Genomic DNA, 21620 nt, shown 5'->3' on the forward strand with positions numbered 1-21620 from the left:
TTGGCGCTGTTCTTCGATTGATTTCGGCCGGTCTTGTTTTTAAGAAAGCGGCAATAAGAAACCAACTGGAGGAAACCCATGCGCGCACTCATTCTGGCCCTTGCCGCAGCGACAGCGCTCGCTCTGCCGGCAAAGGCTGAAACCGTCACCGTTGCCGTTACCGCCATTGTCGAACATCCGGCGCTCGATGCTGCCCGTGATGGCGTCAAGGCAGCGCTTGCCGAGGCCGGCTACAAGGAAGGCGACAACCTCAAGTTCCTCTACGAGTCCGCGCAGGGCAACCCCGGGACTGCAGCGCAGATCGCGCGCCAGTTCGTGGGCGAGGCTCCCAATGTGATCGTGCCGATCTCTACCCCATCCGCGCAGGCCGTCGTTGCCGCCACGCGTGACATTCCTGTCGTCTTCACGGCGGTTTCCGATCCTGTCGGCGCACAGCTGGTCAAGGACATGCAGAAACCCGGCCGCAACGTGACAGGACTTTCCGACATGTTGCCGGTTGCCGAGCATCTCGCGCTCATCAAGGAAATCTCGCCGAACGCCAAGTCCATCGGCTTCATCTACAACTCTGCCGAAGCGAATTCCGTCTCGACGCTTGCGCTCCTCAAGACGGAAGCCGAGAAGGCTGGCCTGAAGGTTGTCGAATCCGTCGCGACAAAGTCCGCTGAAGTTCAGGGTGCAACCCGCGCCCTGGTGGGCAAGGCGGACGTGATCTACGTTCCGACCGATAACACCATCGTTTCCGCTTTCGAAGCGGCAGCCGGCGTTGCGGCTGAAGCCAAGATCCCGCTTTATGCCGCTGACACCGACTCGGTCGCCCGCGGCGCGGTTGCGGCCCTGGGCTTCAACTATTTCGACGTCGGCAAGCAGACCGGTGCCGTTGTTGTCCGCATCCTCAAGGGTGAAAAGCCAGGCGACATCCCGGCCACCGTTGCTGTCGGCACCGATCTGGTAATCAACAAGAAGGCCGCCGAAAAGGTCGGCGTTAGCTTTCCGGAAAGCGTGACGAAGCGCGCCACCAAGGTCATCGACTAAACCGAAACCGGCATAAATAACCGGGCGGCGTGATATGCGCCGCCCGTTTTACGTGGCACTGTCTGTGCCCGTCTCCGCCAAACGGCGGCAATAACAAGGACATTACCGTGAGCCAAATCGCCTTTTGGGGTGCCGTGGAGCTGGGACTGGTCTTCGCTTTCGTGGCGATCGGCGTCTATCTCGCTTTCCGCGTGCTTGATTTTCCTGACCTGACTGTGGACGGTTCCTTTCCGCTCGGCGCTGCTGTGGCGGCCGTGCTGATCATTGCCGGTTTGAATGCCTGGGTTGCGACGGCGATTGCCATGGTTGCCGGCGCCGCTGCCGGTATCGTGACCGCAACGCTCAACGTGCGTTTCAAAATTCTGAACCTGCTTGCCTCGATCCTGACGATGATCGCGCTGTTTTCGGTCAATCTACGGGTTATGGGAAAGCCGAATGTGGCGTTGCTCAATCAGGACACGATGATCTCGCCGTTTTACGGGCTTGGTCTCTCGGAATATCTGGTGCGACCGCTTTTTGTTGGCTTGCTCGTGCTGATCGCGGTCATTCTCGTCTGGCGCTTCCTGGAAAGCGATGCGGGGCTGGCCATGCGGGCAACGGGTGCCAACGCGCGGATGGCGCGGGCGCAGGGTGTGAAGACGGGCAACCAGATCTATCTCGGCATGGCGCTTTCGAACGCCTTGGTAGCCCTCGGCGGCGCTCTGTTTGCCCAGACTAATGGTTTTGCCGATGTGACATCAGGCGTTGGCACCATTGTCGTAGGCCTAGCAGCCGTCATTATCGGTGAAACGCTATTCGGTGCCCGTGGCATCCTGATCGTGCTGATCGGCTGTGTCTTTGGCTCCATCGCCTACCGTCTCGCGATCCAGCTTGCCCTGTCGAGCGATGTGCTGGGTCTCAAGGCATCCGATCTCAATTTCGTAACGGCGGTTCTGGTGGCCATTGCACTCATCCTGCCGCGACTGCGCCGCGGGGGAGCAACATCATGATCTCGCTTTCCGATATTCAGGTCGTTTTCGGGCGCGGCACGCCGCTGCAGAAGCAGGCTCTCGCCAAGATCGACCTCACGATTGAAGATGGCTCCTTCGTCACCGTCATTGGCTCGAACGGCGCCGGAAAATCGACGCTGCTCGGTGTTCTGGCCGGCGATGTGCTGCCGACGGCAGGCAAGGTGATGATCGGCGGTGCCGATGTCACTCGCAAACCGACCGCTAGCCGGGCGGGACGAGTAGCGCGCGTGTTTCAGGATCCGCTGGCCGGTAGCTGCGGCGCGCTCACCATTGAGGAGAACCTGGCGCTTGCGGCATCCCGTGGCGAGCGTCGCGGCCTTCTGCCGGCGCTCGGCCGCGGCCGACGCGACTTCTTCAAGGAGCGCATCGCCTCCCTCAATCTCGGTCTCGAAAATCGCCTTAAAGACCGCATGGACCTTCTGTCGGGTGGTCAGAGGCAGGCGGTCTCGCTCGTCATGGCGACGCTTTCGGGCTCGGACGTTCTGCTGCTCGACGAACATACGGCTGCACTCGATCCCGGCATGGCGGAATTCGTCATGGAGCTGACCCGCAAGGTGGTGGAGGAGCGCAAGCTCACAACACTGATGGTCACCCATTCCATGCGTCAGGCGCTGGATTACGGCACGCGCACGATCATGCTGCATGCCGGTGAAATCGTGCTCGACGTGTCCGGCGAAAGCCGCAAGGGTCTTCAGGTCGAAGATCTCATCGACATGTTCCGCAAGATCCGCGGCCAGACGCTCGATGATGACGAGCTGTTGATCGGCTGATGAATGATCCGAAAGGCGCCAGCGGGCGCCTTTTTTGTCCCTTATCGCGTCTGCGTGAGGAAAATCTTGACGGCGAAAAGCGAGAAGACACCGGCGATCGTGTAATCCAGTCCGCGCAGAACTTTGCGATTGCGCTGCAGCCAGGCGGAGAGAACATCGGCGGCGACAACGATGCCGATGCCGATCGGCAGTGCGACGATGATGGACCAGATGCCAAGGAAGATCAGCTTTCCGGTCACATGCGGATCGGATGCGCTGACGAATTGCGGCAGGAAGGTCATGAAAAAGATGATGACCTTGGGATTGAGCAGATTGACCCAGATGCCGTTCAGCAGGGCAGATTTCAACGACGACTGCTGTTTTTCGCCTGTCGTCTTGACCATGACGAAATCCGAGCCCTTGCGGATCGCCTGAATGGCCAGCCAGACCAGATAGGCGGCTCCGCCGGTCTTCAGGATCAGAAAAGCCGTTGGCGATGCGACGATGAGGGCGGCGACGCCGAAAGCCACCAGCATCGTATGCACGGTGATGCCGAGATTGGTTCCCACAAGGGTCATGAAACCCGCAGCACGGCCCTCGCGTATCGACCGGCTGATCCACAACGTCATGTCGGGCCCGGGCGTGACCGCCAGCAGCAGGATGGCGACGGTGAAGGCGGCAAGTGTTGGCAGGCTCGGAACGAAATCCATCGCGGCACCCGTGAAATCCAGAGATTTTTGTTGCTTAACGCGATTTCGGGTTTGTGCCAATGGCCTGATGCAAAGTCGCGGGAGGGAGGAGGCCGCCGCACCCGGTGCTGCACGGCGGCAGGAAGGTCAGCTCTTTAAAAAGCTGGTGAAGGCCCCGGAATAATCGGGGTGCCAGCGAGAGAGCGGCGGGCGGTTCTCAACGATGTCTTGCGCTGCCCAGAGAATCCGCTTCTCGTCGGTCGGGCGGTCAACTTCACCGTCCGGGCAAAGAATATAGAAATCGCCGCGGCAAATGCTGTCGATCATGAAATCGACGGTCTGTTCACTGGTCCAGGCGCCCTCAGGCTTCTCAGTCCTGCCATGGGCGGTGAGGCCGGTGAAGACGAAACCGGGGATCAGCAAGTGAGCGGAAACCGCGCCGTTCGGCATATTGCGCAGCTCGTGCTGAAGCGCCTCCGTAAAAGTTTTCACACCTGATTTCGAGACGTTGTAGGCGGGATCGCCCGGCGGCGTGGTGATGCCTTGTTTCGAGCCCGTGTTGACGATGAGGGCGGGTTCACCATGGGCGACCATCCCCTGACCGAAGACACGCGCGCCGTTGATGACGCCCATCAGGTTGACGCTTACGATCCTGTCCCAATTTGCCTGCGGTCCGAAGATGGCGCTGCCGGGCTGGATGCCGGCATTGTTCATGAGCACGTGAACGCGCCCGAAACGCTGGATAACCGCGCGTTCCAGCGCCTCCAGCTCATCCAGCTTCGCCACGTCGGTCGGGATGGCGACGATCTGCGCTTCGCCGTCTTTGGCAAGCGCCAAAACGTCTGCATGGGCGGCGGCAAGCTTTTCGCCATCGAGATCGACGAGCACGACACTCATGCCGAAGCTCGCGAATTTGCGGGCGGCGGCCAGTCCGATGCCGGAGGCAGCACCGGTGATAACGGCGACATTATCTTCCTTGAATGCGGGGTGGATGGTCGTCATAGGTTTCTCCTTCGCGTCGTTTCTGCTGTTTCCAGCGGTTTGCAACGTTGCCTGAACCTGAGTGGCTTCATTCACGGTCTTCAAGTCGATCGCGCCGCTTCATGATAAAGCGCGAAATTTCTAAATGCATGTGACAATGGCTTCGTTCCCCTCCGCGTGACCTGTCACCGCCTCCATCCCTCCCGCCCATGAATTGTTTTGTCGCTTATCTCACGGAAAAGCGCTTCACACATTTCGGCTTGCACTGTAAAAGTGCCGAAATCCCAAGGAAATGGCGGTGTCCCGATGCCGTCATCATGCAGATGGACATCACTATGGCACTTCCGAAAGACGTAAAGAAAGTCGTTCTCGCCTATTCCGGCGGCCTCGACACCTCGATCATCCTGAAATGGCTTCAGACCGAACTCGGCGCAGAAGTCGTGACCTTCACCGCCGATCTCGGCCAGGGCGAAGAGCTTGAGCCGGCGCGCAAGAAGGCCGAGATGCTGGGCATCAAGGAAATCTTCATCGAGGACGTCCGCGAAGAATTCGTGCGTGATTTCGTGTTCCCGATGTTCCGCGCCAATGCCGTTTACGAAGGCGTCTATCTGCTCGGCACGTCGATTGCCCGTCCACTGATTTCCAAACACCTGATCGAGATCGCCAAGAAGACTGGCGCTGATGCCATCGCCCATGGTGCGACGGGCAAAGGCAACGACCAGGTTCGTTTCGAGCTTTCGGCCTATGCGCTGAACCCTGACATCAAGATCATCGCCCCCTGGCGCGACTGGACGTTCAAGAGCCGTACAGACCTCCTGAACTTTGCCGAACAGCACCAGATTCCCGTTGCGAAGGACAAGAAGGGCGAAGCGCCGTTCTCCGTGGACGCCAACCTGCTGCACTCCTCGTCCGAGGGCAAGGTTCTGGAAGACCCAGCGGTGGAAGCGCCTGAATATGTCCACATGCGCACCATTTCCCCGGAAGCCGCGCCTGACAAGGCAACCGTCATCAAGGTCGGTTTCCGCAAGGGTGACGCCTGCTCCATCAATGGCGTCGAAATGTCGCCCGCGACGCTTCTTGCCACGCTCAACAATTATGGTCGTGAAAACGGCATTGGCCGCCTCGATCTGGTTGAAAACCGTTTCGTCGGCATGAAGTCGCGCGGCGTATATGAAACGCCCGGCGGCACCATTCTGCTTGCCGCACATCGCGCCATCGAATCCATTACGCTCGACCGGGGTGCAGCGCATCTCAAGGATGAGCTGATGCCGCGTTACGCCGAGCTCATCTATTACGGCTTCTGGTTCTCGCCGGAGCGCGAAATGCTGCAGGCGCTGATCGACAAGAGTCAGGAACATGTAGAAGGCGAAGTGACGCTAAAGCTCTACAAGGGCAATGTCATGGTGACCGGCCGCGAGAGCGCCAAGTCGCTCTATTCCGACGCGCTGGTGACCTTCGAAGACGACCACGGCGCTTACGACCAGAAGGATGCAGCGGGCTTCATCAAGCTCAACGCCCTGCGTCTGCGCACGCTCGCCAAGCGTAACCTCAGCAAGTAATTTTGCTGTTGGCACGATATTGCGACCCGCTGGCGGCGACGCCGGCGGGTTTTTTATGCTTCTTTTCTGGAGACGATGCGCAAACCGAAGTAGCTCGCAACGGCCACAAACTCCATCAGGGGAATGATGATACCGAAACCGGTCAGCGGCGAACCGATGAGCGCAGCGGCGGCCCCGCCCGCAAAGCCCGATCCCATCTGGATGAAGCCCATCATCGCCGACGCCGAGCCGGCGATATGCGGGAAGGGCGCTAGCGCCGCCGTTACCATCGAGGGTGTCAGCAAGGCGATACCAACAGTTGCGACCGCCACTGGTCCCATTATTGAGAGAAATGACGGCGGGATCAGGAAAACCGATAGAAGGATCAGCAGGCCGCCCGTGCCCGAAAAACAGAGGCCGATCATGACCGAGCGGCGATCGCCCAGTCGCGGCGCGAGATAGCGCAGGGCGATGGAGCCGAAGAAATAAGCGCCGGTCTGCATCAGCATGCCGATGCCGAAGGCAGTGGGTGTCATGCCGACCGTGTTGATGAGGATGAAGGTGAGCATTGTCGCCTGCGCATAGAGCGCGCCGATGGAGCCGCCAAGCACAAGGGCCGCCAGAAGAAAGCGCGGCTCAGTCAACAGGGTGCCGTAGGCGGAAAGAAGGCGGCGGGGGCGGACAAGGCTTATGTCCGGGCGGGTCGTCTCACGCAGAAAGATAACAACCGTGACTATGGCAAGACCGCCAAGCCCGGCCATGAGAAAAAATACGGATTTCCAGCCAAAGGCGGCAAGCGAAAGTCCTCCGATCGTTGGTCCCATTGCGGGGCCGACAGCAAGCATGATGCCGATGAGGTTCATGATGCTGGAGGCTTCCGCGCCGGTGAACTGATCGCGGACAATGGCGCGCGCCACCGTCATGCCGACGGAAGCGCCGATGCCCTGAATGAGCCGGGCAAAGAGCAGCACCTCGATCGTCGGAGAAAAGATCGCCAGCAGCCCACCGCCCAGAAAAATCGACAGGAAGGCGAGACTGGCGCTTTTCCTGCCGAAGGCATCGGATGCAGGCCCGGCAAGCAGTTGCGCCACGGCAAAGCCAGCAAAATAAAGGGAGAGGCTAAGCTTGATGGCCGCTTCGTTGGTGGCGAAAACCCGCGTGAGTTCAGGCATGGCCGGGGTGTAGATCGACATTGAAATCGGCGCCAAGGCCGTCAGCAAAGCGCCGAGAATGGCCGTGCGTTTTCTCGACATGATCGGTTGTGGCGACATTATAATCAGCCGTTCTGCTCCGGCTGCAGATTGTCGCGAAGGGTCTGGAGAAAACGGCGGAAGAGTGCGACTTCATCGTCGTTCAGGCCTTGCGTGGCGTGACGGACCAACTCCTCGATTTCCTGCCGGACGGCGTCCAGCATCTCTGCGGACGACTGGGTAAGGACGATGCGTTTCGAGCGCCTGTCCTGGGGGTCCTGCTGGCGTTCGATGAGATCGAGAGATTGCAGCTTGTCGAGATAGGCACAGATGGTCATCGGTTCGATGCCGAGGCGCGCAGCGATATCCGACTGCTTGCTGCCGTCAATGGCGGCGACCGTCAGAAGGGCGCGGGCCTCGCCAGGGGTAAGGCCAAGACCGGCCTCGGAAATTCGACGTTCAAAAGCACTGTTCAGCAGGCGTGCACCGCTGTTCAGTAAAAATGCTAATGAATCTTTCTCGCGTTTCGTGCTCATTCGTCGCCTTTTCGTAAGTCAGCCTTACTAAAAACCGGGCGATAATCAATGCTGCGACACCGATATTCTCGTAAATCGGTTCAACTATACGTCAGCACCGCAGCGGGGCGCACTTCCCATTGGCTTTGACTGGCGGCTGCGACATTCACGGGCAGGCATCTGCCTCCTCAGCGCTGCGCTTGACATATTGAATTGGGGCGGGAGGCATGCCCATATGGGCTTCGATCGGAATCGTACAAGGAAGATGAAATGCCATCGAGGACTGCTCTTTATCCCGCGCTTGTTGACTGGAACGGCCATCATGGCCTCCCGAAATTCGATGCGGTCAAGGATGAGGATTTCGCGCCGGCTTTCGACGCTGCGCTTCTCTCCCATGAGCAGGAAATCGATGCCATTGCGAAAAATTCCGATGCGCCCAGTTTCGAAAACACGGTCACTGCGCTCGAAATAGCGGGTGATGATCTCTCCCGTATTTCGTCGCTGTTCTGGAACAGGGCGGGCGCCAATACAAACAATGTCGTCCAGGCGCTTGAGCGGGAAATCGCGCCGAAGATGTCTCGACATTACTCGAAGATCGGCATGAACGAGGCGCTGTTCAAACGTATCGACACGCTCTGGGAACAGCGCGACGCGCTTGGCCTCACCGGCGAAGAAAAGCGGGTTCTGGAACGGCACTGGAAGGGTTTCGTGCGCTCGGGTGCCAAGCTGCCCAGGGAACGGCAGGAGCGGCTTGCGGCCATCAATGAAGAGCTTGCCGGTCTCGGCGCGAAGTTCGGCCAGAATGTGCTTGCGGATGAGAAGAACTGGAAGCTTCTGCTGACGACGGAGGAAGACTTGGCCGGCGTCCCGGACTTTCTTCGTGATGCCATGGCGGGTGCAGCGCGCGAACATGGCGAGGAGGGCAAATTTGCCGTGACCCTTTCCCGCTCTATCATCGAGCCTTTCCTGACGTTTTCCGAACGCCGCGATCTGCGCGAACAGGCATTCAAGGCATGGGTAGCGCGGGGCGAGAACGGTGGCGAGACCGACAATCGTGAGATTGTCCGTAGAACTCTCGAGTTGCGAGAGGAAAAAGCAAAGCTTCTCGGTTATGCGAATTTCGCCGCTTACAAGCTCGACGATACGATGGCGAAGACGCCCGATGCGGTGAACAGTCTTCTCGGGCAGGTCTGGGAGAAGGCGGTGCGGCGCGCTGGCAACGAAGAGGCTGAACTCGCCGCCATCATCGCAGCGGAAGGCAAGAACCATGAGGTTTTGCCGTGGGACTGGCGGCACTATGCCGAAAAGCTCCGCGCTCAGAAATTCAATTTCTCTGAGGCTGAACTGAAGCCTTACCTGCAGCTCGAAAAGATCATTGAGGCCTGCTTCGATGTGGCCGGGCGGCTTTTCGGCATTCGCGCCGTCGAGGTTAAGGGTATCGCCGCCTACCATCCGGAGGTCAGGGTTTTCGACATCCTCGATGACAAGGGCAACCTGAAGGCCATGTTCCTCGGTGATTATTTCGCCCGCCCTTCAAAGCGGTCCGGGGCGTGGATGAGTTCTTTCCAGTCGCAGCACAAGTTGCCGCTGAAAAATGGCAAGGTTGGAGAAATCCCGATCATCTACAACGTCTGCAACTTTGCAAAACCAGCGGAAGGCAAGCCGGCGCTGCTCTCGCTCGACGATGCGCGCACCTTGTTCCACGAGTTTGGTCACGCCCTGCATGGCATGTTGTCGGATGTTACCTATCCCTCGGTTTCGGGCACGGGCGTGTCGCGTGATTTCGTTGAACTGCCGTCGCAGCTCTACGAACATTGGCTGACGGTGCCGGAAATTCTGGAAAAATACGCGCTGCATTATGAAACCGGTGCGCCTATGCCGAAGGCCTTGCTCGACAAGGTGCTGGCGGCGCAGACTTTCAACGCCGGCTTCAACACGGTGGAATTCACCTCGTCTGCGATCGTCGATATGGCGTTCCACACCCGCGACGGCGTGGGTGATCCGATGGCGGTGCAGGATGAAGTGCTTTCGCGCCTCAATATGCCCGAGTCCATCGTCATGCGCCATGCGACGCCACACTTCCAGCATGTCTTTTCGGGTGATGGTTATTCAGCCGGCTATTACTCCTACATGTGGTCGGAAGTGCTCGATGCGGACGCCTTTGCCGCTTTTGAGGAAACCGGCAATGCGTTTGATGGCGAGATGGCGCGTCGGCTGAAGAAGAATATCTATTCCGTCGGTGGTTCGATTGATCCGGAGGAAGCCTACCTTGCCTTCCGTGGCAAGATGCCAAATCCCGATGCGATGCTCGCAAAGCGCGGTCTCGTATAAGACACTGTCATAATTATGAGCTAGAAGCTGGGTGCAGGGGGCTTATGACATGGGCCCCCTTTCGCATTTGCAAAAAAAAGGTTATGAGCGCGCCAAACTAAATTGGCGCTTCTCATCATTTTAGCGCCCAACCTCAGAGATTTTAAACAATGGCACTACGCAACATCGCGATCATCGCGCACGTTGACCATGGAAAAACGACGCTTGTTGACGAGCTTCTGAAGCAATCCGGTTCGTTCCGCGATAACCAGCGCGTTGCAGAGCGCGTCATGGACAGTAACGACCTCGAAAAGGAACGCGGCATCACCATTCTCGCCAAGGCGACATCGGTGGAGTGGAAGGGCGTTCGCATCAACATCGTCGACACCCCCGGCCACGCCGACTTCGGCGGTGAAGTCGAGCGTATCCTGTCGATGGTGGATGGCGCGATCGTTCTGGTCGACAGTTCCGAAGGCCCCATGCCGCAGACCAAGTTCGTGGTCTCCAAGGCGCTTAAGGTTGGTCTTCGTCCGATCGTTGCGATCAACAAGATCGACCGCCCCGATGGCCGCCATGAAGAAGTCATCAACGAAGTCTTCGACCTCTTCGCAAACCTCGATGCGACCGACGAACAGCTCGACTTCCCGATCCTCTACGGTTCTGGCCGCGATGGCTGGATGAACGTCAATCCGGAAGGTCCGAAGGATCAGGGTCTCGCACCGCTGCTCGATCTGGTTCTTGAGCACGTTCCGGAGCCCAAGGTTGAAGAGGGCCCGTTCCGCATGATCGGCACGATCCTTGAAGCCAACAACTTCCTCGGCCGCATCATCACCGGCCGCATCGCGTCCGGTTCGATCAAGCCGAACCAGGCCGTGAAGGTGCTCGGCCAGGACGGCAAGACAATCGAAACCGGTCGAATTTCCAAGATCCTCGCCTTCCGCGGTATCGAGCGCACCGCAATTGAAGAGGCCCATGCGGGTGACATCGTCGCCATCGCCGGTCTTTCCAAAGGCACGGTCGCCGACACCTTTTGCGATCCGTCCGTTACCGAGGCGATGCAGGCACAGCCGATCGACCCGCCGACTGTTACGATGTCCTTCATCGTTAACGACAGCCCGCTGGCCGGCACCGAAGGCGACAAGGTTACCTCGCGCGTCATCCGTGACCGCCTGTTCAAGGAAGCCGAAGGCAACGTCGCGCTGAAGATCGAAGAAGCCGAAGGCAAGGATTCGTTCTTCGTTTCCGGCCGAGGCGAGTTGCAGCTGGCAGTTCTAATCGAGACCATGCGCCGAGAAGGCTTCGAGCTTGCCGTTTCGCGTCCCCGTGTCGTGATGCACAAGGATGAGAGCGGCGCCCTGCTGGAGCCGATCGAGGAAGTCGTGATCGACGTCGATGAAGAACATTCGGGCGTCGTCGTTCAGAAGATGTCCGAGCGCAAGGCTGAAATGGCCGAGCTTCGTCCTTCCGGCGGCAACCGCGTTCGTCTGAAGTTCTACGCACCGACCCGCGGCCTGATCGGCTACCAGTCGGAACTCCTGACCGACACGCGCGGTACGGCGATCATGAACCGCCTGTTCCACGACTATCAGCCCTTCAAGGGCCAGATTGCCGGTCGCGTGAACGGCGTTCTCCTGTCCAACGGCTCGGGCGAGGCTGTTGCCTACGCCATGTTCAACCTGGAAGATCGCGGCCCGATGATCATCGAGCCGGGTGAAAAGGTTTATGCCGGTATGATCATCGGCATTCACTCCCGCGACAACGACCTGGAAGTGAACGTGCTGAAGGGCAAGCAGCTGACCAACATTCGTGCCGCCGGCAAGGATGAAGCTGTCAAGCTGACGCCACCGATCCGCATGACGCTCGACCGCGCTCTTTCCTGGATCCAGGACGACGAGCTGATGGAAGTGACGCCGAAGTCGATCCGTCTGCGCAAGATGTTCCTCGATGCGAATGACCGTAAGCGCTTCGAAAAGGCCAAGCTTGCCGCCGGCTGATCGGCGAAATCGACTGCTTTTGAAAAACCCGGCCCCGTGCCGGGTTTTTTGTTGGATTTTTTTATGTGCGCATGAGTCGAAAGGCGCTTTGCCAAAGGTTAAGGATGCGTTAATTTTTCCTGGTCGTCCACATGAATAGGCTGTGGGTAAGCTTGCCGGCGTTAACCTTTATGACTGGTAAGTTTCCGTGGCCGGGGCCAGAATCGCGTTATGAAAACGTTATCCATCGATGTTCGCCGTGCCGAGCCGCATGATGCGCGCGCCATATCCGAGGCGCATCGTCTGTCGTGGCAACAGGCCTATGCGGGGCTCATTCCGCATCGCCCGCTGACGCAGATGCTTGAGCGCCGGGGCGAGGGCTGGTGGAAAAAGGCCACCAAGGGTTCGGCGACGCTGCTGGTGGTGGAAGTGGCCGGTGTGGTTGCCGGATATGCGACACTCGGCCTCAGCCGGGCGCGCGGGTTGCCGCATGACGGCGAAATCTATGAACTTTATCTCCGCCCGGAATATCAGGGCATCGGCCTGGGTTCGCTGCTCTTCACCGAAGCACGCCGGCTGCTGACGTCGCTTGGCTGCAACGGCATCGTTGTCTGGTGCCTTGAGGACAGCGATGTCGCCAACCGATTTTTCCGTTCGCATGGCGGGCGGGATGTTGCCGAAGGCATGGAAGATTTCGGTGGCAAATCCCTGCGCAAGGTCGGTTTCGTCTGGAACTGACGATGCAAATTCCCGGGATCCTCGTTTCGCGTCCGATGATGGCGTGCCGCTAGCACCCAATTTATCCATTATGCCTTATCTGCCTACAGCCGTGTTGCAATGCGCAGACTTTCCCAGTATCGAAAACCAAATCCAACCCGTCGAATGAGGGAAGCGAATGCGTATCGATGCAATCTCCGTAGGCAAAAATCCGCCGGAAGACGTTAATGTTATCGTTGAAGTGCCGGTCGGCGGACATCCGATCAAGTACGAGATGGACAAGGATGCCGGCGCGCTGATCGTTGATCGCTTTCTCTACACGCCGATGACCTACCCGGGTAACTACGGCTTCGTGCCGCACACCCTGTCCGACGACGGTGACCCGATCGACGTGCTCATCTGCAATACCCGCCCTCTCGTTCCGGGCTGTGTGATCAATGTCCGCCCCATCGGCGTGATGATCATGGAAGACGACGGTGGCAAGGACGAGAAAATCCTCGCTGTTCCGGTTCCGAAACTGACGCGTCGTTACGACAAGGTCAACAACTACACCGATCTGCCGGAAATCACGCTGAAGCAGATCGAGCACTTCTTCGAGCACTACAAGGATCTGGAGCCCGGCAAGTGGGTGAAGATGGGCGGCTGGCAGGATGTCGACGTCGCCAAGAAGCTGATCGTCGAAGCCATCGAGCGCTACAAGACCCAGGGTTGATCCCGGCTAAAGCTCTTTGAACAGCTCTTCAAAATCCTCCGGGTCGGCGTCGATCCGGAGGATTTTTTTGCGTGCTGTTTCGCCTGAGAGGAGGCTGATGGCGGATTTGGGCAGGCCGAATTTTTTCGCCAGCAAAACAATCAGCGCCTTGTTCGCCTTGCCGCCTTCCGGGGCGGCGCTGACGCGGGCCTTGAGATGCGCGTTTCCGTTTGCATCCCGATCCACACCCTCGATGGCGTCGCGCCCGCCATTTGGCGTGAGGCGCACCGTCAGGCGGACATGATCATTCTGCTTTTGCCAGCAGCCGCTCAAGCGACCATCGGGTAAAGCGTGTTCCACATGAAGGAGCGGATGAAGAAGATGATCAGCAACACAATGATCGGCGAAATATCGATGCCACCGAGATTGGGCAGAACGCGGCGGATGGGGCGCAGAACCGGTTCCGTGACATTGTACAGAAAGCTGCCGATGGCGTTGACGAACTGGTTGCGGGAATTGATGACATTGAAGGCGTAAAGCCAGGAAAAGATGGCGCTGCCGATCAGCACCCAGGTGTAGAGGTTCAAGGCCAGATCGATGGTCTGAAACAGGGCAAGCATCAATATCTCCGTATCTTGGTTGCAAGACATTTAGACATTCGGCGCTGAACCGGCAAGTGTTGCGCCAGATCGTAATCATCATTGGTCGAATCCCACCGGCGATGATCGTGATCTGACCGACGACTCCCAGGCGGATTTCGGGCTGGAACCGCTCGGACTGTCAGCTCTCCCGCCGATGAGGGCTGGTCATTCCTGTCATATCGCTTTATTGCCATCTCCATATTCCCTCGCGAGCACCCAGCCGATGTCTCTCCCTTCTGCCGAAAACCGTTTCGGTGCATTCCGGCATTCATCTTATCGCCGTTTCTTCAGCGCCCGGTTTTTTTCGGCCTTCGCCATTCAGATCGTCAGCGTTTCCGTCGGCTGGCAGATGTATGAGGTGACCGGTAATGCCTTTTATCTAGGTTTGATCGGTCTTTTCCAGTTTCTGCCTTCGCTGCTCTTGATCCTTGTGACGGGAACGGTTGCCGACCGGCACAATCGCCGCCGCATCATGTCCGTATGCTTGCTGGTTGCGGCGCTTTGCGCGGTCGCTCTGCTGGCGCTGACGCTGACGCACAGCTTTTCCCCATGGCCGGTCTTCGCAATTCTTGTCGTCTTCGGCATCGAGCGCGCCTTCATGGGACCGGCGGTGCAGTCGCTGGCGCCCAATCTCGTGCCCGTTGAGGACTTGCCGAATGCGATCGCCTGGAATTCGTCGTCCTGGCAGATGGCGTCCATTATGGGGCCTGTTGCTGGCGGTCTGCTTTATGGCCTCGGCGCTTCGGTTGCTTATAGCGTTGCGCTTGTGCTCTTCATGATCTCCGCAGCCCTTGCGATAGCGATCCGCAAGCCGGAACAACGCGGTCCGGCAAAAGCGATCAGCCTCGAAACCATGCTCGCCGGCTTCAAATTCATCTCGCAGGAGAAGATCGTCCTCGGCGCGATATCGCTCGATCTCTTTGCGGTGCTCCTGGGTGGCGCGGTTGCGTTGATGCCGATCTTTGCCAAGGAAGTGCTGACGCTTGGCCCATGGGGTCTGGGTCTTCTGCGCGCAGCGCCCGGTATCGGGGCCATTACCGTCGCCGTCATTCTCGCATTCAAGCCTATTCGCCACCATGCGGGCCTGCTGATGTTTGCCGGCGTTGGCCTTTTCGGTGTTTCGACCGTCGTCTTCGGCCTGTCACAAACCGCATGGCTGTCCATCGCCGCGCTGGTTGTCATGGGCGCTTCAGACATGGTGTCGGTTTATGTGCGCGAGACCCTCATTGCGCTCTGGACGCCGGATGAGGTGCGTGGACGCGTCAATGCGGTGAACATGGTCTTCGTTGGCGCATCGAACGAGCTTGGCGAGTTCCGCGCCGGTACCATGGCGCATGTCGTAGGCGCGGTACCGGCCGTTGTCATCGGCGGGGCTGGCACGCTTGCGGTGGCGGTCATCTGGGCGCTTGGTTTTTCCAAGCTGCGCAAGATCGACAATCTGGACGCGCCGCATTGATTCCATAAGGAATCAGCGCTGCGCCTTGCCCTCAAATACCAGATCGAGAAAATTGCCGAGCCAGGCCCTCAGCGGCGTGTCGAACAACATGCGGCCTTCTAGATGCTGGCTGCCCACCTGCGCATTCGGCATGCCAAACCGCTGCGCGCCGCGCACCACCCAGCTGTGCATCATGGCACGGGTCAGTTCGGCGTGAAACTGCAGGCCCCAGGCGTTTTTTCCGTAACGATAGGCCTGGTTAGGGTAGGTTTCGCCCGATGCCAGCAATTCGGCGCCGCGCGGTAGCTCGAACCCCTCCTTGTGAAAATGATAGACCATCTTCGGCCAGTGCGGCATCAGAAGCCGGCCATGTTCGGTGGCATGGAGCGGATACCAGCCGATCTCTACCTTGCCTTCCCTGTCTGCCTCAACCTTGCCGCCCAGATGTTTTGACAGCATCTGTGCACCGAGACAGATGCCGAGAAAGGGCTTGTCTTCCTTCAGCGGCACCTTCAGCCAGTCGATTTCGGCTTTAATGTAATCATGCGGGTCGTTGGCGCTCATCGGGCCGCCGAAGATAATGGCACCTGCATGGTGCGCCAGCGTCGGCGGCAGGTCGTCGCCAAGTGCCGGACGCCTTATATCCAGACGATATCCCTTCTCCACCAGCATCTGGCCGACGCGGCCGGGCGTTGAGCGTTCCTGGTGCAGGACAATAAGCAGCGAGGGTTGTTGTTTCTGTTGCCTGGAGGGGTCAAACAGCATCGTCTTCGTTTTCGCTTTCTTCAGCAGGGCCGGACCTCGTGGCGGCCTGCTGACGTTGCAGAACCCTGTCGCGCACGGAAACACCAAGCAGATCGGCAACGCGCCAGATCACGTGATCTTCCATTTCGCTTCGTTCGCCGTCAGCGTAAACAATATCCCATAATATGCCAATAAGCTCGACACGCTGATCCTCATCGAGGTGGCGGCGAATATCGGCCGTGAAGCGATAATAATCGACGGCTTCCTTACCCGCCTCCTGCCCGGCTGCGAGAAGTGCATCGAGCTTGCCGCCATCGAGATGATAATAATCGTGCAGGATTTCACGCAGGCGTTCACGCTCGCTTTTAGAGACGGTGCCGTCAGCTTCCATCACCTGAAAACAGAGGGCGGCGACGGCCACCCGCAAATCATCCGGGCTGAAATCTCCTGCATTCGGGCCGACGAGGTTCTGGATGAAAGACTGAAATTGCTGGAACATCGATTGCCTGCCGGTCAGAAGAGTTTAAGCCGCGTTTTGGGTTCGGCTTCCATGCCTGATTTCTTGACGCCGGGGTCGTCCGGCGCCCCACCGAAAAACGGCACGGGTTCCGTCTTCCCGTCCACCCCGTCGTGCTGCGGCGGTGCGTCAATGGTCGCAGGTTTTTTCTCTTTTGCCGCAGCGGCGGCTGGCTTCGCCTCGACCGTTGTCGTGGGTACGGGCTTCGGCTCAACTCTGGTTTCTGGCGGGCTTTCAACGACGATTGTTCTCGCGGCCGGTTCGGTCTTGGCCGGTGCTGCCGCAAGCGCATTTTCAATCGTCATATCTTCAACCGGCCCTTCGAGCTGGCCGAAAGGTGCCTTCCATTCGAAGGCATCGAGACGCCCTGTGACAGGCGAGACAGGGAGCCATTTTTCCGATACGATGCCATCGGCGACCCAAGCCGGATCACGCGGCGCGCGCAGTGCCTGCGCCATCCAATACCGCACGCGTCCCTGGTCGCCGGTTTCGGCTTCCTCGATATCGGCCATCAACAGGAAAATGCTTTCGCGTGGCTCGATGCGGGCGGCGGCTTCGGCCTTTTCCCGCGCCCGCCCGAATTCTTTTGCGTCAAGCGCTGCCTGCGCCACCGCAAACAGCGACTCGATATTATTCGGCTTCAGACTTTCGAGCCGCTCAGCGCGTTTGAGGCGGTCGATAGCGGTATCGCCGCTGCGCGCGCGGACATATAGCTCCGCGATCTGCGGATGAGGATCATTCTTCCAGACAGGCTCGAGAACGGCTGCTGCTTTGCGCAGATTGTCTTCACGCAGATAGGATTTTGCTGCAACCAGCGCGGCCGGAACGAGGCCTTTGGCGAGTTTCAGGGCGTGCTTTGCGTCCTCGCGTGCGCCGACCGGATCGCTTTCAAGCTTTTCACTGGCTTTTGCTGTAAGAAGCACCGCCTTTAACCGTTCCGCCTCACCGCGCTCGATAACGCGTGCAGCCTTCTGTTGGTCAAGCAGACGGATCGCGTCATCCCACTGACCGGTGCGGCAGCGATTTTCCAGTGTCGCCTGCGCTGCCCACGGCAGGTAAGGTGCTTTTTCCGCGGCATCTTCGGCATATTGCTGGGCCGCCTCGTAGGCGCCCTGCCGGCGGGCTTCGATATAAAGGCCACGAAGCCCAAGCTCACGTGTCTCTGGATCACGGGCCATCGCCTCGAATTTGCGCCGGGCGTCATCGTATTTGCCTTCGATGAGATCGGCCTGCGCATCCAGCAGGTGAATCAGCGGCTCCTGATCGGCGCTGAGCAGCCCCTGCGTGCGGGCCGTCATCTTGCGGGCGAGAAGGGCGTTGCCAGCGCCGGCGGCAATCAATCCGGTGGATAGCGCCTGGTAACCGCGGTCGCGTTTGCGCGCGCGGAAATAGCGACGGGCGGCGTTGGGCGATGTCCAGATGGCGTTGATGACCCACCAGACAAGCATCACGACGGCAACCAGCGCCGCGATCATGGCGGCGGCAACCATCAGGCTCATTTCGATCAACTGCCCCTGCCAGACGATTGAAAGGACGCCGGGTCTGTCGGCAAGCCAGGAGAAACCGAAACCAAGCGCCAGGACAATAAGGACAAACGTCAGGATTTTTGTCATGTCCTTACCCCTGCTTGCCGGTGCTGGTGATGGCACGGTTCAACGTGCCGCCGACCAGGTTTTCAACCTCAATACGCGCATCAAGCGACTTCTTATAGTCGGCGGAGGCCGACTTGGCGGCCTCGGGCAGCCCGTTCCACTCGAGCGCCGCGCCTTGCAGATCGCCGTTGCGCAACTTGTTCTCCATTCGTGCGATCATCGCTTCCGGCGTCTCTCCCTCGATATTTCCGACCGGGCGAACCTTGACGAGCGACAAGGCGCTTTCGGTCAGCCGCTCCATGATGCCCTGATTGGGGTCCGGCTGATTGATCGCGGACAGCATGGCATTGGCGACATCGGGAAATTTCTGCATTAGTTCCGAGCGCGACGGCACACCGGTAGCGGCAAACGATTGCAGGGAAGCGATTGCGGGATCGTCAGGCGTTACCTTTGAAAGGGTGTCGAGTTCGGTCAGGAAGGGGCCGCCACGGTCGATCGCAGCTTTCAGCCCGGCCGAGGCAATGGCGCGTGCCACTTCAATATCGTCTCTCGGTTCGTTGATCTTGGCTTCCGCATCCGAAAGGCGGCGCGTCAGGTCTGCAGTCGCGGAAGCCTGCGCGGAGCGCTCGGACTGAAGGGTGGATTCCAACGCGGCAATTTTTTCGGCAAGCCCGTCCGCCTGCGGCGCCTCGCCTTTCGCCGCCTCGAGAGCGGCAAGACGCTGTTCAAGCGCCGAGCTGTCCGCTGCTGGCGCATTGGCGATTTGCTTGCGAAGGTTGGCTATATCCGTTTTCAGGGATGCAATTTCATCGTTACCAGCCCGTCCAGAGTTGGCGGAGGGAAGGATGCCTGCATATTGCATGCTGCCGGCGGCGGCGAGCGCCACAAGCCCACCAACGATACCGGCGGCGATGAGACCAGAGGTTGCCGCCTGGCGGCGTTCCGTCTGCGGGGGAGCCGACGGCTTGGTTGGTCCTGACGACGAGTTGGCGCTTGATGTCTTTGCAGAGGCGCTGCCCTCTGTGCTGGAAGACGATGTTGGACCAAAAGCTGGTTTCGAAGCCGCCGCTGCCGTTGCGGCCGCGGCGGCACTGGTCGCCTCCGGTTTTGCGTCGATTTTCGGCGCGGTCGAAGCTGATGACAGCGGCTCTTTCCGCTTTTCCGAAGCGGTTTCCGCCTTCTGTTCCGCAGCGGCTGCCGGGGCCGGTTTGCCCACGTTAGGCTCGGGTTCGATGCTGGTTTTCTTCGTCTCCCACAGCGGTGCCGTCGTGGCAGTTGCGGCTGTATCGGCTGTATCGGGCTTAGATTCGGAGGCGCTCGCTCCAGTCGTCGCAGCGGGCGTGCCCTCCTCGAGCTTTTCGTCCGCCTTTGCAGCGTCACCATCGGCGGAAATTGCTTTCACGTCTTTGGCATCCAGGTCGATGGTGACCGGTTCGGCTTTGGACTTGGAGTGGCGTGGCGGCTTTCCCGATACCATGACAACCTCATTTCTGCCTGCAGTAATCTAAACCTAGTCAGTGACGGCGGCAAAGGAAAGAGGTGAGCTCCAATTAGGTTCCAGGCTGACGGCCCAGAAGCTGAAACATCGCCGCCTCGCTCGGCTCTTCGGCAGCGAAGGATTGGCAGCGGAACATGGCCGGAACCAGAGAAAGCACGTTGCGGCTGATGGAGATAAAGCGTGTCGCGGCCAGCGCGGTCGTCAATTCAGTCGTCGATACGTGATGAAAGAAGGTGCGTGCCGCCTCGGAAGAATAGAGCATGACCACATCGGCGGGCGTCGTCACAAGCGCGGTCTCGAGGTCCTCTTCAGATATCGTTGAGGGCAACATTTCATAACAGTCTATGGAGTTGAACGGAATGCCCGCTGCAGCCAGGCTTTCTTCGAAGACTTTGCCACGGGGCCTGCCAGCGAGATAAAGCAGTGGCTGCCCTTTAGAGAAAAGTGAATGGTGCGCTTTCACGAGCGCGGCGAGCGATACGGCATCTCCGGCGGCGGTGAATATCTGCCGAAAGCCACTCTTTTCCGCAGCCTCGGCGGTAGCTCCGCCAACCGCAAAAAGCGGTTTCGACAGGTGGGGCGCCAATTGTTCCGCGAAAGAATTTAATGCACGTACTGCTTCTGCGCTGGTTACGGCAATTGCCCCCAGCGAATCCGAAAGGGCCTGGACGGCGCGGGTTCCATGGTGGGCTGGATAAAACAGCGGCAGAAGCACCGGCCTGTGGCCAAGCGCTTCGAGTTTTGCGGCCGTCCTTTCGCCCGAACGCTGCGGCCGGGTGACGACGATCCGCATCGTTCAGCTCCAGCCTTCGAAGAAACTGCTGCCGGCCCTCGCGCGCACCTTTTCGCCAGCCTGGCTTCCGAGCTTCACCGCATCGGCGCGATTGCCAGAAATCTCGACGCCGTGGCTCGTCTGGCCGTCGGGCGTGAGAATAAGCCCGTAAAAATGCAGGGCTTCGCCGTCGCAGGTGGCATAGCCGGCAATGGGCGTGCGACAGGAACCATCAAGCGCTGCGAGAAAGGCGCGCTCACAGATCACTGCATGAAATGTCGGCAGGTCGTTTATCGGCGCAAGCAGCGCGTCCATGCGTTTGTCCCCGATCCGGCTTTCGACGCAGATGGCACCCTGCGCCGGCGCCGGTGGGAATTCTTTCGGATCGAGAATTTCTGTCGGCACATGCTCCTTACCGAGCCGTTTCAGGCCGGCAAAGGCAAGCAGTGTCGCATCGGCCTGGCCTTCTTCGAGCTTCCGCAGGCGCGTGTCCACCAGACCGCGGAAAATGATGACGTTCAGGTCCGGCCGCAGGCGGCGGATCAGCGCCTGACGGCGCAGGGATGCTGAGCCGACGACGGCTCCATGCGGCAGTTCCAGAAGCTTTGGCGCGGTGCGGCCGATAAAGGCATCGCGCATGTCCTCACGCGGCAGGAAAGCGGAGAGATGAAGGCCTTCCGGCAGAACGGTGGGCATGTCCTTGGAGGAGTGGACCGCGATATCAAGTCCTCCAGACAGAAGCTGGCTTTCCAGCTCCTCGGTGAACAGGCCCTTGCCGCCGATCTCCGACAGGGCGCGGTCGGTGATCCGGTCACCCTTGGTAGAGAGAACGACGATTTCGAACATCTCTTCCGGCAGGCCGTGCGCGGCCATGAGCCGGCTGCGCGTCTCATATGCCTGTGCAAGCGCCAGCGGGCTGCCGCGCGTGCCGATTCGGAAAGGTTTTGTTTGCATCCGCGTCTATCCATTGTTACCGGAGTTGTCTTAGACCAACTCAGCGCATGATCGCAATGAACGAACAGATCT

General features: G+C 59.3%; 21 protein-coding genes. 9 read left to right on the forward strand and 12 right to left on the reverse strand.

What is annotated here, in order from left to right; genetic code table 11:
* The first annotated feature begins 78 nt into the window (after window positions 1-78).
* From AT6N2_RS11245 to AT6N2_RS11255, 3 genes are all read left to right on the forward strand, one after another.
* A complete protein-coding gene (locus AT6N2_RS11245) occupies window positions 79-1032 on the forward strand; it encodes an ABC transporter substrate-binding protein (RefSeq protein ID WP_144578211.1) in 954 nt (317 codons plus the stop codon).
* 107 nt (window positions 1033-1139) lie between these two features.
* Entirely contained in the window at window positions 1140-2021 is an 882-nt protein-coding gene (locus tag AT6N2_RS11250) for an ABC transporter permease (RefSeq protein ID WP_209086854.1), read from the forward strand.
* Entirely contained in the window at window positions 2018-2812 is a 795-nt protein-coding gene (locus AT6N2_RS11255) for an ABC transporter ATP-binding protein (protein ID WP_209086856.1), read from the forward strand. The genes AT6N2_RS11250 and AT6N2_RS11255 overlap by 4 nt, the downstream gene beginning before the upstream one ends.
* A gap of 41 nt (window positions 2813-2853) precedes the next feature.
* Here the strand turns inward: AT6N2_RS11255 and AT6N2_RS11260 are convergent, their stop codons facing one another.
* Together AT6N2_RS11260 and AT6N2_RS11265 are read right to left on the reverse strand one after the other, a co-directional pair.
* Window positions 2854-3501, reverse strand: coding sequence for a LysE family translocator (locus AT6N2_RS11260; RefSeq protein ID WP_144578205.1), 648 nt, complete (start codon window positions 3499-3501; stop codon window positions 2854-2856).
* A gap of 126 nt (window positions 3502-3627) precedes the next feature.
* On the reverse strand, window positions 3628-4482 hold the full coding sequence (locus AT6N2_RS11265) for an SDR family NAD(P)-dependent oxidoreductase (protein WP_209086858.1): 855 nt from the start codon (window positions 4480-4482) through the stop codon (window positions 3628-3630).
* Window positions 4483-4796: 314 nt separating this feature from the next.
* Between AT6N2_RS11265 and AT6N2_RS11270 the strand changes: the two genes are divergently transcribed.
* On the forward strand, window positions 4797-6020 hold the full coding sequence (locus AT6N2_RS11270) for an argininosuccinate synthase (RefSeq protein WP_209086860.1): 1224 nt from the start codon (window positions 4797-4799) through the stop codon (window positions 6018-6020).
* 53 nt (window positions 6021-6073) lie between these two features.
* Here AT6N2_RS11270 and AT6N2_RS11275 read toward each other — a convergent pair whose 3' ends face one another.
* On the reverse strand, window positions 6074-7270 hold the full coding sequence (locus AT6N2_RS11275) for a multidrug effflux MFS transporter (protein WP_209086862.1): 1197 nt from the start codon (window positions 7268-7270) through the stop codon (window positions 6074-6076).
* 5 nt (window positions 7271-7275) lie between these two features.
* On the reverse strand, window positions 7276-7725 hold the full coding sequence (locus AT6N2_RS11280; protein ID WP_209086864.1) for a MarR family winged helix-turn-helix transcriptional regulator: 450 nt from the start codon (window positions 7723-7725) through the stop codon (window positions 7276-7278).
* 249 nt (window positions 7726-7974) lie between these two features.
* Here AT6N2_RS11280 and AT6N2_RS11285 point away from each other — a divergent pair, with 249 nt between their 5' ends.
* The 4 genes from AT6N2_RS11285 to ppa all read left to right on the forward strand — a co-directional run bounded on the left by AT6N2_RS11285 (window position 7975) and on the right by ppa (window position 13416).
* Window positions 7975-10035 (forward strand): M3 family metallopeptidase, encoded by a 2061-nt coding sequence (locus AT6N2_RS11285; protein WP_209086866.1) that lies wholly within the window; start codon window positions 7975-7977, stop codon window positions 10033-10035.
* A gap of 149 nt (window positions 10036-10184) precedes the next feature.
* Window positions 10185-12008 carry a translational GTPase TypA gene (gene typA / locus AT6N2_RS11290; RefSeq protein WP_063951415.1) on the forward strand — a complete coding sequence of 608 codons (1824 nt, stop codon included), beginning with the start codon at window positions 10185-10187 and terminating at the stop codon, window positions 12006-12008.
* Between the two features lie 210 nt (window positions 12009-12218).
* Entirely contained in the window at window positions 12219-12725 is a 507-nt protein-coding gene (locus tag AT6N2_RS11295; RefSeq protein WP_209086868.1) for a GNAT family N-acetyltransferase, read from the forward strand.
* A gap of 157 nt (window positions 12726-12882) precedes the next feature.
* Window positions 12883-13416 carry an inorganic diphosphatase gene (gene ppa, locus AT6N2_RS11300; protein WP_063951413.1) on the forward strand — a complete coding sequence of 178 codons (534 nt, stop codon included), beginning with the start codon at window positions 12883-12885 and terminating at the stop codon, window positions 13414-13416.
* A 6-nt stretch (window positions 13417-13422) separates the two neighbouring features.
* Here ppa and AT6N2_RS11305 read toward each other — a convergent pair whose 3' ends face one another.
* Both AT6N2_RS11305 and AT6N2_RS11310 read right to left on the reverse strand, forming a co-directional pair.
* Window positions 13423-13728, reverse strand: coding sequence for a DUF167 domain-containing protein (locus AT6N2_RS11305; protein WP_209086877.1), 306 nt, complete (start codon window positions 13726-13728; stop codon window positions 13423-13425).
* The gene (locus AT6N2_RS11310; protein WP_063951411.1) at window positions 13725-14015 is read right to left on the reverse strand and encodes a YggT family protein; all 291 of its coding nucleotides are present in this window, start codon (window positions 14013-14015) and stop codon (window positions 13725-13727) included. The genes AT6N2_RS11305 and AT6N2_RS11310 overlap by 4 nt, the downstream gene beginning before the upstream one ends.
* A gap of 244 nt (window positions 14016-14259) precedes the next feature.
* On the opposite strand from AT6N2_RS11310, the gene AT6N2_RS11315 reads away from it, so the two are divergent.
* The gene (locus AT6N2_RS11315) at window positions 14260-15492 is read left to right on the forward strand and encodes an MFS transporter (protein ID WP_144578195.1); all 1233 of its coding nucleotides are present in this window, start codon (window positions 14260-14262) and stop codon (window positions 15490-15492) included.
* Window positions 15493-15504: 12 nt separating this feature from the next.
* Here AT6N2_RS11315 and AT6N2_RS11320 read toward each other — a convergent pair whose 3' ends face one another.
* The 6 genes from AT6N2_RS11320 to hemC form a co-directional block, all read right to left on the reverse strand.
* Window positions 15505-16236, reverse strand: a complete 732-nt coding sequence (locus tag AT6N2_RS11320) for a glutamine amidotransferase (protein ID WP_144578192.1) — start codon at window positions 16234-16236, stop codon at window positions 15505-15507.
* Window positions 16226-16714 carry a TerB family tellurite resistance protein gene (locus tag AT6N2_RS11325; RefSeq protein ID WP_063951408.1) on the reverse strand — a complete coding sequence of 163 codons (489 nt, stop codon included), beginning with the start codon at window positions 16712-16714 and terminating at the stop codon, window positions 16226-16228. Before AT6N2_RS11325 ends, AT6N2_RS11320 begins: the two co-directional genes overlap by 11 nt.
* A 14-nt stretch (window positions 16715-16728) precedes the next feature.
* A complete protein-coding gene (locus tag AT6N2_RS11330) occupies window positions 16729-18345 on the reverse strand; it encodes a heme biosynthesis protein HemY (RefSeq protein WP_209086879.1) in 1617 nt (538 codons plus the stop codon).
* Window positions 18346-18349: 4 nt separating this feature from the next.
* Entirely contained in the window at window positions 18350-19801 is a 1452-nt protein-coding gene (locus tag AT6N2_RS11335) for a COG4223 family protein (RefSeq protein WP_209086881.1), read from the reverse strand.
* 73 nt (window positions 19802-19874) lie between these two features.
* Complete coding sequence (locus AT6N2_RS11340; protein WP_209086883.1) at window positions 19875-20615, reverse strand: uroporphyrinogen-III synthase; 741 nt, start codon at window positions 20613-20615, stop codon at window positions 19875-19877.
* Between the two features lie 3 nt (window positions 20616-20618).
* Complete coding sequence (hemC, locus tag AT6N2_RS11345) at window positions 20619-21548, reverse strand: hydroxymethylbilane synthase (protein ID WP_209086893.1); 930 nt, start codon at window positions 21546-21548, stop codon at window positions 20619-20621.
* Window positions 21549-21620 lie beyond the last annotated feature (72 nt).

This window comes from Agrobacterium tumefaciens, from assembly GCF_017726655.1.
Classification (GTDB): domain Bacteria; phylum Pseudomonadota; class Alphaproteobacteria; order Rhizobiales; family Rhizobiaceae; genus Agrobacterium; species Agrobacterium tumefaciens_B.